Annotated in this window: 13 protein-coding genes; 5 read left to right on the forward strand and 8 right to left on the reverse strand. The window is 65.6% G+C overall.

The features are described from left to right. Window positions 1-17 precede the first annotated feature (17 nt). From FOC84_RS18965 to FOC84_RS18975, 3 genes are all read left to right on the forward strand, one after another. A complete protein-coding gene (locus FOC84_RS18965; protein WP_054451758.1) occupies window positions 18-626 on the forward strand; it encodes a LysE family translocator in 609 nt (202 codons plus the stop codon). 295 nt (window positions 627-921) lie between these two features. After that, a complete protein-coding gene (locus FOC84_RS18970) occupies window positions 922-1,809 on the forward strand; it encodes an NAD(P)-dependent oxidoreductase (RefSeq protein WP_173145780.1) in 888 nt (295 codons plus the stop codon). 169 nt (window positions 1,810-1,978) lie between these two features. Then, on the forward strand, window positions 1,979-3,424 hold the full coding sequence (locus tag FOC84_RS18975; protein ID WP_173145781.1) for an NAD-dependent succinate-semialdehyde dehydrogenase: 1,446 nt from the start codon (window positions 1,979-1,981) through the stop codon (window positions 3,422-3,424). Window positions 3,425-3,490: 66 nt separating this feature from the next. Here FOC84_RS18975 and FOC84_RS18980 read toward each other — a convergent pair whose 3' ends face one another. After that, entirely contained in the window at window positions 3,491-4,285 is a 795-nt protein-coding gene (locus tag FOC84_RS18980) for an IclR family transcriptional regulator (RefSeq protein WP_173145782.1), read from the reverse strand. Window positions 4,286-4,451: 166 nt separating this feature from the next. Between FOC84_RS18980 and FOC84_RS18985 the strand changes: the two genes are divergently transcribed. Both FOC84_RS18985 and FOC84_RS18990 read left to right on the forward strand, forming a co-directional pair. Further along, window positions 4,452-5,573, forward strand: coding sequence for a thiolase family protein (locus tag FOC84_RS18985; RefSeq protein WP_254241710.1), 1,122 nt, complete (start codon window positions 4,452-4,454; stop codon window positions 5,571-5,573). A gap of 23 nt (window positions 5,574-5,596) precedes the next feature. Beyond that, window positions 5,597-5,992 (forward strand): Zn-ribbon domain-containing OB-fold protein, encoded by a 396-nt coding sequence (locus FOC84_RS18990; RefSeq protein WP_173145784.1) that lies wholly within the window; start codon window positions 5,597-5,599, stop codon window positions 5,990-5,992. 54 nt (window positions 5,993-6,046) lie between these two features. Here FOC84_RS18990 and FOC84_RS18995 read toward each other — a convergent pair whose 3' ends face one another. The 7 genes from FOC84_RS18995 to FOC84_RS19025 all read right to left on the reverse strand — a co-directional run bounded on the left by FOC84_RS18995 (window position 6,047) and on the right by FOC84_RS19025 (window position 14,224). Further along, window positions 6,047-7,399: an MmgE/PrpD family protein gene (locus FOC84_RS18995; protein WP_173145785.1), complete on the reverse strand. Its 1,353-nt coding sequence runs from the start codon at window positions 7,397-7,399 to the stop codon at window positions 6,047-6,049. A 39-nt stretch (window positions 7,400-7,438) separates the two neighbouring features. Continuing rightward, window positions 7,439-8,635: an iron-containing alcohol dehydrogenase family protein gene (locus FOC84_RS19000; protein WP_173145786.1), complete on the reverse strand. Its 1,197-nt coding sequence runs from the start codon at window positions 8,633-8,635 to the stop codon at window positions 7,439-7,441. Between the two features lie 25 nt (window positions 8,636-8,660). Next, window positions 8,661-9,848 (reverse strand): acyl-CoA dehydrogenase family protein, encoded by a 1,188-nt coding sequence (locus tag FOC84_RS19005; protein WP_173145787.1) that lies wholly within the window; start codon window positions 9,846-9,848, stop codon window positions 8,661-8,663. Between the two features lie 64 nt (window positions 9,849-9,912). Continuing rightward, window positions 9,913-10,689 (reverse strand): enoyl-CoA hydratase/isomerase family protein, encoded by a 777-nt coding sequence (locus FOC84_RS19010; RefSeq protein ID WP_173145788.1) that lies wholly within the window; start codon window positions 10,687-10,689, stop codon window positions 9,913-9,915. A gap of 34 nt (window positions 10,690-10,723) precedes the next feature. Further along, window positions 10,724-11,932 (reverse strand): CaiB/BaiF CoA transferase family protein, encoded by a 1,209-nt coding sequence (locus FOC84_RS19015; protein ID WP_173145789.1) that lies wholly within the window; start codon window positions 11,930-11,932, stop codon window positions 10,724-10,726. Beyond that, a complete protein-coding gene (locus FOC84_RS19020; protein WP_173145790.1) occupies window positions 11,929-13,176 on the reverse strand; it encodes a CaiB/BaiF CoA transferase family protein in 1,248 nt (415 codons plus the stop codon). The genes FOC84_RS19015 and FOC84_RS19020 overlap by 4 nt, the downstream gene beginning before the upstream one ends. A gap of 85 nt (window positions 13,177-13,261) precedes the next feature. Continuing rightward, complete coding sequence (locus tag FOC84_RS19025) at window positions 13,262-14,224, reverse strand: Bug family tripartite tricarboxylate transporter substrate binding protein (RefSeq protein ID WP_173145791.1); 963 nt, start codon at window positions 14,222-14,224, stop codon at window positions 13,262-13,264. Between the last annotated feature and the right edge of the window lie 252 nt (window positions 14,225-14,476).

Raw genomic sequence — 14,476 nt, forward strand, 5'->3', positions numbered from 1 at the left:
CTTTCACGCACTTCGCCATGGCGCTGCATAGCTGGCTCATCTACCTGGTCGCGGTCATCGGGCTGTCGATAACCCCGGGGCCGAACACGCTGCTTGCGCTGACGCACGGCGCCTTGCATGGACATCGCAAGGCGCTGTGCACCATCGCCGGCGGCGCGGTGGGTTTCGTCGCGCTGATCGCCTTGTCGATGCTGGGCATCAGCGCCTTGCTCAAGGCCTGGGGGCCGGCGCTGACGGTATTGAAGTGGGCGGGCGGGGCCTATCTGATCTGGCTCGGCATCCAGCTCTGGCGCGCGCCGGGCGTGCAATTGCAGCCCGCCCCGGACATGCCGCGCATCCGCGGCATGCGCATGTTCAGCCAGGGTCTCCTGTCGGCGATCTCCAATCCCAAGGCGCTGCTGTTCTACGGCGCCTTCCTGCCGCAGTTCATCGATCCGGCCCGCAGCCTGTATACGCAGTTCGCAATCATGGCGGGGACCTTCGTGGTGGTGGAGTTCCTGGTCGAGTACGTGCTGGCGCGGCTGGCGCATCGCGTGCGCCCCTGGCTGGAGCGCGCCGGCCGGCGCTTCAACAAGGTGTGCGGCGGCTTGTTTGCCGCCATGGGCGCGGCGCTGCCGGGGTCTTGATCGCCGGCTGCCTGCTGCCAGGCCGACTGCCGTCTCGGGTCGCGCACGATCGGTTTCCATCGGCCCGCGCGGCCAAGTCCATGCCTCCCGTCAGCCTGAGCGAGGGCGAGCGCCTCGATCAGCGAATTCCGGGGGTATCGATCAGCTGAGTTTTTCGCATGTTGGACCGTTCACAGCCCACTTGGCCTGGATGCGGGAGGTATCGTTGGATACTATTCCCGGCTGACAAATGCTATTCGGCAGAGTTCAAGAAAACTAGCTGTTCAAAGCATCGTCCGCAAGGGCGGGAGGCAAAGTGAGCGTAGCGTTTCGGCAGGTCGGGTTTATCGGACTGGGCGTCATGGGCCAGCATATGTGCCGCAATCTGTGCCGCAAGGCTGCGCTGCCCGTCCATGTTCATGACATCAACAAACAGGCGATGGAACAGGCGCTGGAAGACGGTGCGGTGGCGCACACGTCCGTCCGTGATCTGGCCGCGCATGCCGAGGTGGTCTTCCTGTCCCTGCCCAGCATCGACCATGTCGAGCAGGTCTGCCTGGGGGACGGCGGTCTGCTGTCCGGCGAACGCAGGCCGCGCCTGATAGTGGATACCAGCACGAGCGACGTAGCCCGTACGCGGGCCCTGGCAGCCCGGCTCGCCGAACAGGATGTGCGGTTCCTGGATGCGCCCGTGGCGCGCATGCCCGAAGCGGCGCGCGACGGCACCTTGCTGATCATGGTCGGAGGAGCGCCGGAAGATCTCGATGCCGCGCGGCCGCTGCTGGATTGCATGGGCAGCGACGTGGTGCATTGCGGCGGCACCGGATGCGGGCAGATCGTCAAGATCGCCAACAACATGGTGTTGATGATGAATGTGGCCGTGTTGGCCGAGACCTTGCTCATCTGCGAGCGTGCCGGCATAGACGGCGGGCAGCTGCTGAACGTACTGGCCACTGGATCCGCAGCCAGCCAGGCGCTGAACGTCGTTGGCATCCGTGCCCTGGCGCCGCGCGAATTCTCGCAGGGCCGGTTCTCCACCGCTTATGCGCTCAAGGACGTATCGCTGGCCGCGTCGCTGGCGGAAGCGTCGGGCGTTGACGCCGCGATTCTTGCGCGCACGCGCGACTTGCTGCAAAGCGCGGTGGCGCAAGGCGACGGGCAGGTCTATTTTCCGGTCCTGATCAATCAGATCGCGACGACCTGACGCTGCCGCCAGAAAGCGTGCAAAAGCACGCTCCAGAACCAGGAATATTGCAAGCAGAGCCAGTCCAAACTCTGGGCCGACGTGATCGCGCGCGCCGGTATCAGTCAGCAGGACCACCGAATGCATCCGCGCCGCGATGTGCGGGGAGCAAGCAGAGGAGACCATAATCATGTCGAAGCACGCCATGGAATATCCGCGGCTGGCGCTGTACATCAACGGCGAATGGCTGGAAGGGGCGGGGCGAGCGCAAAGCGATGTCGTCGATCCCGCGACGGAATCGTCGCTGGGTGCGCTACCCCATGCCACCGATGCCGACGTCGACGCCGCCCTGTGGGCTGCCGACGCCGCGTTTCCCGCCTGGCGCCGCACTGCGCCGATGCAGCGCGCGGCGTTTCTGCGCAATGCGGCGCAATTGCTGCGTGAGCGCGCGGAGGCGCTCAGTTGGATTATTACCCGCGAACAGGGCAAGCCGCTGACGGAGTCCCGGGTTGAAGTGGAAAAGGCGGCGGAGTTGTTCGATTGGTCGGCCGAGGAGAGTCGCCGCATCTATGGCCGCATCATCCCCGCGCGAGTACCGCGCATGCGGCAGATGGTCATTCCTGAGCCCATTGGTCCCGTGGCGGCATTTTCAGGGTGGAACGCGCCGGCGATCACACCTAGTCGAAAAATTGCCAGCGCGCTTGCGGCCGGCTGCACGGTGGTGATCAAGCCGGCGGAGGAAACGCCCGCCACGGCCCTGTTCCTGGCCCAGGTGCTGCATGATAGCGGCTTGCCCGCCGGCGTGCTCAACATGGTGTTCGGCGATCCGGGCAGGGTGTCTGACCGGATTATCCAATCGCCGGTGATCCGCGCCGTGACCTTCACTGGGTCGACCGAGATCGGCACGAAGGTGGGCCTGATGGCGGCTGCGGGCCTCAAGCGCAGCGTGTTGGAGCTGGGCGGCCATGCGCCTGTGCTGGTGTTCGGGGACGTGGATCCCGAAGCCGCGGCCCACACCCTGATCCAGGCCAAGTTGCGCAATGCCGGACAGATCTGCGTCTCGCCAACGCGCATGATCGTTCATGAATCCATTGCCGAGCCGTTTGCGCGGAGCCTGGCCGATCACGCGCGCCGCTGGCGCGTCGGTCCCGGGCTGGAAGAGGGTGTGCAGATGGGGCCGCTGGCCAACGTGCGCAGGCTCGAGGCCATCCAGTCCATGGTGGAGGATTGCCGCGAGCGCGGCGGCCGGATACTGGCGGGCGGCGAGCGCATCGGCGACCGGGGCTACTTCTTTCAGCCCACCGTTGTGCAAGGTTACGACGATACGTGGCGCGCCGCGAACGTGGAGCCCTTCGGGCCCCTGGCCATCCTCGGTACCTTCTCGACTTTCGATCAAGCCATCGCCGAGGCGAACCGGCTGCCATTCGGCCTGGCGGCCTACGTGTTCACCAAGCAAGCGGACACGATTGCCGATGCGACGGACGCCATTGAAAGCGGAGCGGTCTGCGTGAACCACTGCCAGCATTCGCTTGCCGAGACGCCGTTCGGCGGCATCAAGCAAAGCGGGCTGGGCAAGGAAGGGGGCGTGGAAGGCCTGTCCGAGTTCACGCAGTTCAAGTATGTGGCACAGTGTTGAACCGATCCGCCGCGCTAGCCAGGCAGCCACATGCCGGCTTGCGCGGCGGCGCTGCCAGGGGCAGGCCTACTTGCCCGGGTCGCGCTCCAGCCTGGCCTGGATTTCCTGGACTGCGTTTTTCAGGACCTTGACCTTCGCGTCCAGCGGCGTGTCGTTAAGCCGATGCTTCAGGGCGGAAATGCTCAGGGCGCCGACAGGCCGTCCCGTCGCGCCCAGGATGGGCATGGCAAGAGCGCGCACGTCCTCGACTTCCAGCACGTCATTCAGCAGATGGCCATCTTGACGGGCCCGGCCGATGCGTTGCCACATGCCGTCCAGATTGAAGTTCGGGAACTGCTGCATCGTCCGTTCGCGATTGGCGAGCCAGATGCGTTCGATCTCGTCGTCGGGCAGCGCGCTGAGGTAAGCCTGTGCGCTGGCGCCGATGTTAAGCGGGCGACGGCGGCCGACGTCCAGGACGAAGACCTTGATGGGGTAGGCGCCCTCGGCTCTTGCGATGCACACGCCATCCAGGCCTGACCGGATGGTGAGGAAGACGGTGTCGCCAGTCTCATGGGCGACACGCTGCAGATACGGTTGGCAGATGTCGCGCAGGTCGTGAGGAGGCGACGCGGCCACGCCCATTTCGTAGACAAGACCACCCAGGAAATAGCGCTTGGACTTCTCGTCCTGACGGATGAAACCTTCCGCGACGAGCGCCTGGAGGATGCGGTGGGTGGTCGGGCGGGTGAGGCCCACGCCCTGGTAGAGATCGACCAGGCGCATGCCGGTGCGCTGGTGGGTCGTGATGAGGCGCAGCAGCGTTGCGCAGCGATGGATGGTCTGGGTGCCGCTCTTGCCGATTTCCTGATCGTCGCTCATTTAATCTCGCTATGTGGACCTTTGATGTGGTCTTTCTAGGTCTTTCCAGATAATTTAGCTGGGGAGAGCTTATCTGACTCTTGATGGATAGTCCACATATAGGGAGATTGGGACGGTGGCGGATTTGAATGGAAAGGGCACTGCCGGAGTCGCGGCGATTGCCGGCGTGGGCCATACGGATTGGGTGGAAGACTATCGCCGGGTGCGCAATGGCGAAAAGCCGTTCGATTCCTACGGCTATGCGACCTTGGCGTTCAAGCGCGCCCTGGATGACGCGGGCTTGCGGCGCGAGGACATCGATGGCCTGATCGTCGGGCCGACGACGGCCTATGAACGCATGGGCGAAGTGCTGAACATCGATCCGCGCTGGGGCGGACAGGCCGATGCCGTGCAGGCGGTGTTCCAGGCCGTGATGGCAATCAAGTCGGGATTGGCGGAAGTGGTGGCGCTGGTCTATGGCAATGACCAGCGCTCGGCCGCGGTGCAGTACGGCGGTCCGGAAGCGATGGGCGGCGGAGCCTTCCTGTCCTACGTCTATCACAGCCCCTGGGGGCTGACGTCGCAAGGCGCGCTCTATGCGCTGATGTTCCAGCGCTACAAGGAACTGTGGCAGGCCAGCGAACGGGACCTGGGCCAGGTCGCGGTGGGCCAGCGCCAGTGGGCCAGCCTCAATCCGAACGCGATCATGCGCAAGCCGATCACGCTGGAGGACTACATGGCAGCCGACTATATCGCGCAACCGCTGCGTCTGAACGATTACTGCCTGATCAACGACGGCGGGGTGGCGCTCATAGTGATGGAGGCCAGCAGGGCGCGCAAGACCGCCGCCCAGCCTGTGTTCATCGAAGGGATGGGTCGGTCCGACCTGAACCACCACGCAACCAGCCTGGGGCCGCGCCTGATGGACTTCTATCGTCCGGCGCAGCAGCGCACCGCCGAGCAGGTGTACGCAGCGGCGGGGGTGGGTCCCAAGGATATCGATGCCTTGCTGGTGTATGACAGCTTCAGCCCGCACATCCTGTTCGCGTTGGAGGGCTTTGGATTTTGCGGGCAAGGAGAGGCAGGGCGCTTCATCGCCGAGCAGGGCATCGGGGTGGGCGGCAAGCTGCCGGTCAATACCAGCGGCGGGCATCTGTCGGAGTCCTACATGCAGGGCTGGAATCACCAAGTGGAGGCGGTGCGGCAGTTGCGCGGCGGCCTGGGAGAACGCCAGGTGCCGGATTGCCGCCATGTCCAGTACGTGTCGGACGTTGCCGGCAAGGCCATGTCCATCATCTACGGCCGATAACCCAACCTGCAAGGAATCAAATCATGAGCGCAACCCCCCGCCTGTATTCACCCTACGACGCGCCGATGTGGCAGAGCATCAACCAAGGACAGATGCGCCTGCAACGCTGCACGGACAACGGCGTGTTCCGCTATCCGCCCGGACCCGCCTGCCCGGAATCGCTGAGCCTGGACTACGAATGGGCGCCGATCTCGGGCAAGGCGAAAATCCTCTCCTGGACGGTGTTCCATCGCAAGTACCTGCCGGCCTATCCGGCGCCCCATGTCGTGGTCGCGGTGCAGTTGGAAGAAGGCCCGATCATGGTGTCGTACATGGACCATGGCGAGCTGGACGGCATCAAGCTGGATGCCGAGGTGCGCATGGTCTATGCCGACCATCCCGACGGCTATCGGGTACCCAAGTTCACGCTGGCCGCTTGAGCGGTATAAGGCCGGCGGGGCGGGATGCCGCGCCGGCGTTCGATCGTGGGTTGTTCAATCGCCGGGCACCAAGGCCATCAATGCCCTGACGGGCATCCGTTCCAGGCGCAAGGCCTGGGCGAAGAAGGCCTCCCCATCGGCGGGGCGCAGGCCGCCGTGCTGTAGGCAGTCGCGCCACTTTTCGCGCAACGCATCCTCGCTCAAGGGGAGATCGTTGGAGCCGCGCAGCTGGCGGACCTCCTTTTCCAAGATCTGGCCGCCGCGCAGGCGCACCAGCAGGCGATTCCAACGCGCGGTGGTGGGCTGCTCATCCTCATGGCGCGTGATGCGCGGCATCAGGTCCTGGATGGCGGGTCTCTGCACGGCCTCGTCCTTGAAACTGGCGAAGTTGATCTTGCCGTCGAGCAGCGCGGCCGAGATCGCGTAAGGCATGCTGAACTTGGCCTCAAGGCCGGTGGCCGGACGGTCGTGGATGAGCGGAACCATGCCCCGATGGTTGGACACGATATGCACCGCTTCGACGTCTTGCGCAGTCAGGCCGTGTTCGCGCCTGAGATCCAGGATGCCATCCAGGCTGCGGTGCGTGGCATAGCACAAGGGATACTTCTTGATTTCGATGCCGCTGCTGGCGAGTTCGGGCGGTTCAATGCCCAGGCCTGCCAGCACCGGAGCAAGCGGTTCGTGCTGGCCGTAAAGGCGCATGAAGCCCTGTGATCCATCCAGGGCGTCGATGGCGGCATCCATGCCCAGTTCGGCCAGCAGGGCGGCGCGCAGTCCGGACGCCGCGCAATGTCCGGCCTGGAAGGACTTTGCCATGGTGCCGAAGTTGCCGCGCGTGCCCGCCGCCTGGCCCACGGCGATGCCGATGGCGTGCACGGTCTGCATTTCGCTCAAGCCAAGAAGACGGGCGCAAGCCACCGCCGCCGCCACGGTGCCGAGCGTCGTGGTGGCATGCCAGCCTTTGGCGTAATGCTCATGCACCATGGCGCGTGCCAGCTTCACAAGGATCTCGAAGCCGACGACATAAGCGTCGACCAGCTGCGCGCCCGGCAGGTCGCGCGCCTGGGCCAGCGCCACCAGCGGCGGCAGCAGGGCTATGCTGGGATGGCCGCGCAGAGGCGAGCTGACGTCGTCGTAATCCAGGACGTGGCCCGCGACGCCGTTGTAGAAGGCGGCGGCTTGCGGCGGCAGCGGATCCCGCCTGCCCCAAGCCTGGGCGGTGGCTGTTGCGCCCGCGCCGGCTCCGTATTTCAGGGCGATGGCGGACACCGGCTCGAGGCGGCCGGCAACGGCAACGCCCACGGTATCGATCAGAGCCCGGGCTACCTCCAGCGAGAGGTGGGCATAGGTACCCGTCGCGGGGTGTGCCGTGGCATATCGGGCAATGGTGAGGGCGGCGGCAATCATCAAGTTTCCTGAGTATGGGGGATCCTGGCCCCAGGGCGCTCAGAGCGCCTGGCGCAGCAGGTCGGCAAGGCGGTCCCGGTGCCGGGACAGCTCCCGCTCGCGGTCCGCATTGAAGTTGAACATTGCGGCATCGATGACCGCGGCCATGCCGTCGGCCGGCACGGAGAGGTCGCTCAACCGCGCCGGCAAGCCCAGGGGCCGCAATAGTTCGTCGATGGCGGCCACGAGCCGTGAAGGATCGGCGACGGCCGATGCTGGCAGGCCGAGCATGGCGCTCATTTCCTGGACCGCCTCCGGACACAGATCGCCAAAGCAGAGGATGGCGGGGCCGGTCAGGATGGCATGGGTCGCGCCCTGGTCCAGATGGGCATAGCGGTTGAACAGCGCGGCGCCCAGTGCATAGACCACCCGCGCGATCCAGTGGGCGTCGAACGGACGGCCGCCGTCGTCTTCGTCACGGTTTTGCAGCAGCGCGGCGGCGCACATGTCCAGCCGGGCTTGGGCGTCGCGCGGGTCATGCAGCCGCGGCAGCGCCTGGCGGGCCAGCGCATAGGCGTGCAGCCGCGAGGCCTGCACCAAGGGGTTGGCGCCGCGGATCGCGCCCGCATTCATCAACGAGCGCCAGAAAACCGCGACGCCAGTGGACGCCGCCAGCGATGGCGGCGCGGTCAGCAGGGCCTCGCTGTCCCAGAAGATGGCGGCGGGACGGGTCTTGGGGTCGAAGAATTCCAGGCGCGCGCCGCCGTCGGCTGCCCGCAGGGCGGCGCCGGACCGGTTCTGGGCCGAAGTGGCCGCCGTCAGCACGTTAATGAGCGGCAGCTTGGGCTTGAGCAGTCGCGGACTGACGGGAGGCATTCCCACGGCGTACTGCGTCGCCAGGCTGAGCGGATCGCCGGACTCCGCAAGCAGGATGGCGGCCACGCGCGCCGCCTTCAGCACGCTGCCGGCGCCCACGGCAATCAGCAGGTCCGCCTCGCTGGCGCGCGCGGCGTCCACAGCGGCCAGCACATCCTGCAGCGGCGCATCCTTGCCGATGCGCGTGTAGGCGCCCGCGCAGGACGCGCCGAGCAACTCGCGCAGCCTGTGCAGCAAAGGGGTGCGCGTGGCCACACTCTGGCCGCACAGGATGAAGGCGCGCCGCGCATTCAACCTGCCGAGCTCCCGAGGCAGGTGCTTGAGTGCATCGGCGCCCGCGTGCAAGCGCAATGAGTGGGAAATCGAGCTGTAGGAGTCCATGTCGATGTGGCTGTGGGCCAGGCCCTTACGCCGACGGCAGGCCGTTGCGCAGCAAGTCCCGCGCAATGATCCAGCGGTGCACTTCGCTGGGACCTTCGACGATGCGCATGACGCGGCACATGCGGGAGATGTACTCCAGCGGCAGTTCCTTGGACACGCCCATGCCGCCGAAAAGCTGGATGGCGCGGTCCACCACGCGCGTGATCATCTCCGTGCCCTGCACCTTGACCAGCGATCCATCGCGGCGCACGTCGGCATCGCCTTGATCCATTTTCCAGGCCATGCGATAGACCATCAGCCGCAGCATTTCGATTTCCTGGTAGCTGTCGGCGATCCACCACTGGACGGCCTGGCGGTCGGCCAGGGGGGCGCCGAACGTGTGGCGGGTATTGGCCTGCTCGATCATCATTTCCAGGCAGCGCGTTGCCAGGCCCAGGCAGCGCGAGGCGATTTCCAGGCGCCTCACGCCCAGGCGCTTGGAAATCGGCGCGAAGCCGCCACCTACTTCGCCCAGCACCTGGCTGTCGTCGAGTTCGACGTTGTCGAGCACCACTTCATAAGGATGGTATTCGCCGATCATCGGAAACGAGGTCGGGATGGTCAGCCCCGGCGTGCCCTTGTCGACCAGGAAGGCGGTGTAGGCGCCGCTCTTGCCCGCGGCGGGATCCGTCAACGCCATCACGATCATGAAGTCTGAACGGCGCGCGTTGCTGATCCACAGCTTGGTGCCGTTGAGCAGCCACTTGCCGTTCTTGCGTTCCGCCCGCGTCTTGATGGCGGCGGCGTCCGATCCGGCGCCCGGCTCGGACAGGGCCAGGCAGCTTTTCTTTTCGCCGCGGGAATAGGGCAGCAGGTAGCGGTCGACCTGATCGCCCCGGCACAGTTCCTTGAGCAGGAAGAGATTGGGGCTTTCAGGGGGAAGGACGAAAGGCACGACGCTGTGCTTGAGCTGCTCCACGACCAGGCACTTGGTCAGCATGCCCAGGTCCTGGCCGCCAAATTCCTCGGGGACGTCGATGCCCCACAGGCCGATGCTTCTGGCCTTGTCCTGCAAGGTGGCCTCGAGCTCCGGCGGAATGATGGGGGTATCGCTGAAGCCGCGTTCGGATTCGCGGCGGATGATCAAGGCTTCGTGCGGAATCAGTTCTTCCTTGACGAAGCGGGCGACGGTGTCCCGTACCATGCGGGACTCTTCGGGCAACTCGAAATCCATGCGGGTTCCTTTTCTCGTGTTTCGGCGCGGCGCCGGCGGCGCGCGCATGATGAATGGCTGGGGTTCAGCGGCCGCGATAGACGGGCGAGCGCTTTTCCTGGAAGGCCTTGCGGCCTTCTATCCGGTCTTCGGTGTCGCGCAACAGTCCGAACACATAGCGCTCGGCGTCGATGGCCGCGGGCAGCGGCATGTCCAGGCCGCTATGGACCAGGCGCTTGATGGCGCGCACCGACAAGGGCGCATTGCCCGCGATGCGCGCGGCAATTGCCAGTGCCGCGGGCAGCAGCTCGGCCTGCGGCACCACCTTGCTGACCAGACCGATGCGCAGCGCCTCGGCCGCGTCGACACGGTCGCCGGTCAGCAGCATGAGCATGGCGTTGGAGGTGCCGATGGCACGCGGCAGGCGCTGCGTGCCGCCGGCGCCCGGAATGCTGCCCAGCCGGACTTCGGACAGGGCGAACTGCGCGTTCTCGGAGGCGATGCGGATATCGCAAGCCAGGGCCAATTCCAGGCCGCCGCCCATGGCATAACCGTTGATTGCGCAAATGAGCGGCTTGTCTGTGTCCAGGTCTGCCAACAAGTGGTCGGAGCTGGCCTGCCCGAAACTCTGCTGCGCGAAGCTCTCCTTCGGCGGCATGGTCTTCTTCAGGTCGGAGCCAGTGCAGAAGGCTTTCTCGCCGGCGCCGGTCAGCACCGCCACGCGGATGTTGTCGTCTTCCTTGATCCGGCGCCAGGCGCCACGCAATTCCGCGCGCGTTTCGGGGTCGATGCTGTTCAGGGCTTCGGGCCGGTTCAGCGTGATGGTCGCCACGTGGTTCGCGACGTCTATGAGTAGTGCCATGTCGGCTCTCCTGCAGGTTCGGGTAGGGATCGCGTCAGGCGAGTACGCCGTCACGGGTCAGTTGATCGATAGCCGGGTCGTCCAGGCCGAGCAGCTCGCGGCACACTTCCCGGGTGTGCTGTCCCAGCAGCGGCGCGGGTGAGGTCGGCGTAGAGCAGGCCTGGGAATAGCGGTAGGGCGCGCTGTTGTAGGTGCTGGGGCCGACTTCGGGGTGATCCAGCGTGACCCAGTGGCCGCGCGCCGCCAGTTGCGGATCCCGCTCCAGGACGTCGCGCGCGTCTTGGACCATGCCCGCGGCGATGCCGCGAGCCTGCAGGACCGCGGCCAGATCGCAGGCATCCCAAGCGCAGGTGGCAACCTGGATCGCGGCATCGATGGCGTCATGTTCGGCAAGCCGTCCGGGCAACCCGTTCCATTGGGGCGGCGCTTGCAGGCGCAAGGCGTCCGCCAAGGCCAGCCATTGTTCATCGGAGCAGACGCTCAGGGCGATCCAGCGGTCCGCGCCCGCACAGCGGTAAACGCCCTGGGGCGCGCGTTCGGGATGCCGATTGCCTCGCCGCGTTTGCACGACGCCATTGGCGAAGTAGTCCATCAGGTCTGGGCCCATCATGGATTGGGTGGACTCTACTTGCGCCAGGTCGATGAACTGTCCCTGGCCCGTGCGCCGCTGGTGCCGCAGCGCCGCGAGTATGGCGAAAGCCGTATGCCCGGGATTGGGGATGTGGTCGGGGTAGTTGGTGCCAGTCCCCGCAGGTTCGCGGCCGGGCAAGCCGGTCATGTGCAGCAGGCCCGTTACAGCCGCAATGGTCAGGCCGTAGCCAAGCGCATTCTTGTCGGGGCCTTCGGCGCCCTGCACGGACATGGATGCATAGACCAGGCTGGGATTCACGTTGCGCAAAGCCTCGTAGCCGAGGCCGAGCTTGTCCATGACGCCGGGCGTGAAGTTGTTCGTGACCAGGTGCGCATCGGCCGCGAGGCGCTTGGCCAAGGCCAGGCCCTCCGGGTGCTTGGCGTTCAGCGTGATGCTGCGCTTGCTGGAGTTGCGGTCGGCGAAGTAGCCGCTGCGGTTGACGCCTGATATGCCGTCCTTGAACGGCTTGGTGAGACGCAGGGTATCGAGCCGGGCCGCGGTCTCGATCTTGATGACGTCGGCGCCCAGGTCAGCCAGGATCTTGGTGGTGTAGGAGCCCGCTCCGATCCAGGAGAAATCGATGACCCGGACGTCCTTCAACAAGCGCTTCATTGCACAACCCCCTGAGCGATAAGCTGTTCTTGCTCGGCGGCCGCCAGGCCTGCTCGCGACAGGATTTCGCGCGTGTGTTCTCCCAGGCCGGGCGCGCGGCGATACAGCCGCCATGGCGTTTCACTCAGCAGATAGGGCGCGCCGGGCATGCGCAGCGGGGTGCCGTCGACGCCAGCCACGTCCTCGAAATAGTTTCGGTACTCGCGCTGGACGTTGCCCGCGATGTCGCTCGCGTCGCAGATGGGCGCGATTGGAATGCGGTGCTCGCGGCCCATCCGTTCCAGTTGCGCCTTGCTGCGGGTCCGCACATAGGGCGTGAACACCTGGTCGAAAATCGACTTGGCCTCGTCCGTGGCCAGGAATGCCTGATCGGTCCAGCGCGCCTCGCGGAACTGCTTGGAGCCAGCCACGCCTTCGCCGATCAGCCATTCGGTGGTGACAGACCAGAACCGGTTGCTGCCGATGCCGCCCGCCATCATGTAGACATAGCCGTCGGCGCAGGCGAACGCGCCCGTTCCCGCCAGGCGTTGCGTGCCGGCATTGCGCTTGCGCACGGTGCCTTCCAGGTCGTAGAACTGCACGGCGTTTTCCATGCCGAGCACCACGCATTCCTGCATCGATACGTCGACATGCTGCCCGCTGCCGCCATTCTCCGCGTCATGCAGGGCAGCCATCGAAGCGACGGCGGCAAACAGGTTGGCCGCGCCGACAGCCTGCTCGCCGCAGGCCACCATGGGCGCGGTGTCGGGATAGCCGGCCAGGTACAGCATGCCGCCCATGGCCATGGCCGTGAGATCGGTCGCCTGCCAGTGCGCATACGGCCCATCCTGTCCGAAGGCGGTAATGCTGGCCATCACCAGACCGGTACGTTCGCGGGCCAAGGATGCATGGTCCAGGCCGCGGCGCTGCATGACGCCAGGCTGCTCGCTTTCGATGACGAGGTGGCTGATGCCGGCAAGCCTGCGGAAGACGGCCTGGCCGCTGGCCGAATCCAGGTCAATGGCGATGCTGCGCTTGCTGGTGTTCTGGTATTGGAAGGTGAGGCTGGCGTCGGGCTGTCCCTGCCTGCCAGTCACATAGGGGCCTGTCCGCCGGGTAGGCGCGCCAGTCAAGGGTTCGACCAGGATCACGTCGGCGCCCATGTCGGCGTATAGCTTGCCGCAGTAGTTGCCCAGCGGGCCCGCAAGGTCGAGCACGGCCAGGCCTGCCAGCGCGGCCGGGTTTGAAGCGTTTGATATAGGCATGAAACAACCAACAGGATGGCGCCCGCCGAGGAGTGGTTCGGGCGCGGTCTACAAGGAAGCGGATGCGCGTCCGCTCCGGAATGCGTCATTGCTGCTGATAGACGCCAGCCTTCTTGGCGAGCTCGCGCCATTTCGGGATGTTGAGCTCGACGCTCTTCTGCATGGCTTCGGGGCTGCTGGCGACGATGGTATAGCCCTGGGCTTCCAGGCTCGCGCGATGTTGCTGCAATGCCTTCACGATGGCGGCGTTGAGCGTCTTGACCACGGCGGGGTCGGCCTGCGCCGGCATGTTGAAGCCGTACCAGGTGTCGGAGTCGTAGCCCTTGAGCCCGATCTCGTCGAAAGTACGGACCTCGGGCAGGATGTCGCTGCGCTTCGGACTGCCTATGCCGAGCAGGCGCAGCTTGCCTTTTTCGGTCAGCTCCTTGGCGGAGGCGGTCTGCACGAACATCATGTCGATATGGCCGCCCAGCAAGTCGACCATGGCGGGGGCGCCGCCGCGGTAGGGAACGTGCGTGATCTTCACGTCGGCCAGGTCCGCGAGCAGCGCGCCGGCCATATGCTGTGAGCTGCCCACGCCCGCGGAGCCATAGCTCAACTTGCCGGGATAGTCGCGGGCATAGGCGATCAGGTCTTCCGCCGTCTTGAAGGGCGAGTCCAGCGTCACCGCCAGCACCAGCGGCACGGCGACCGCCACCGACAAGGGGCTGAAGTCCTTCAGCGGGTCATAGGCCAGCGTCTGGTACATGGCGGGGTTGACCGAGAGGATGCCGTCCGTCGTCAACATGAAGGTGTAGCCATCGGGCTTTTGCCGCTTGACGAAATCGGCCGCCAGCACGCCGCCGGAGCCGGCCTTGTTTTCGACCACGACCGGCTGCTTGAGCGTTTCCGACATTTCCTTGCCGACGACCCGCGCCAACGCATCGGTGCTGGCGCCGGCGGCGTAGGGAACGATCAGCTTGATCGGGCCGGAGGGATAGGCCTCCGAGGCGTGAGCGGCCCACGCCGTCGAGGCCATGACCGCGCATAACGCAATGCGCGCATGCATCTTGTGAATAAACCCTTGTGGCAACACCGCCGTCTCCTAAATTGGTTTTCGAGTGCCGGACGGTTGTGCGGGCGTCCATCCAGGCCGGCTCCGAGCACGCCAGGGCGGGACGCACGGGCGTGCTGCAGCCAACAAATGGTATGGGCGCCGGTAAACTCAGGTCAATGAGATAGGTCCATATATTGAGATATGTGATGCCGGAAAATGTAGCGGCGAGTTGCTCGGATTGGAAATGACGGTCGATTTCCGCGA

Origin of the sequence: Achromobacter pestifer (assembly GCF_013267355.1) — a bacterium.
Lineage (GTDB): Bacteria > Pseudomonadota > Gammaproteobacteria > Burkholderiales > Burkholderiaceae_B > Achromobacter > Achromobacter pestifer_A.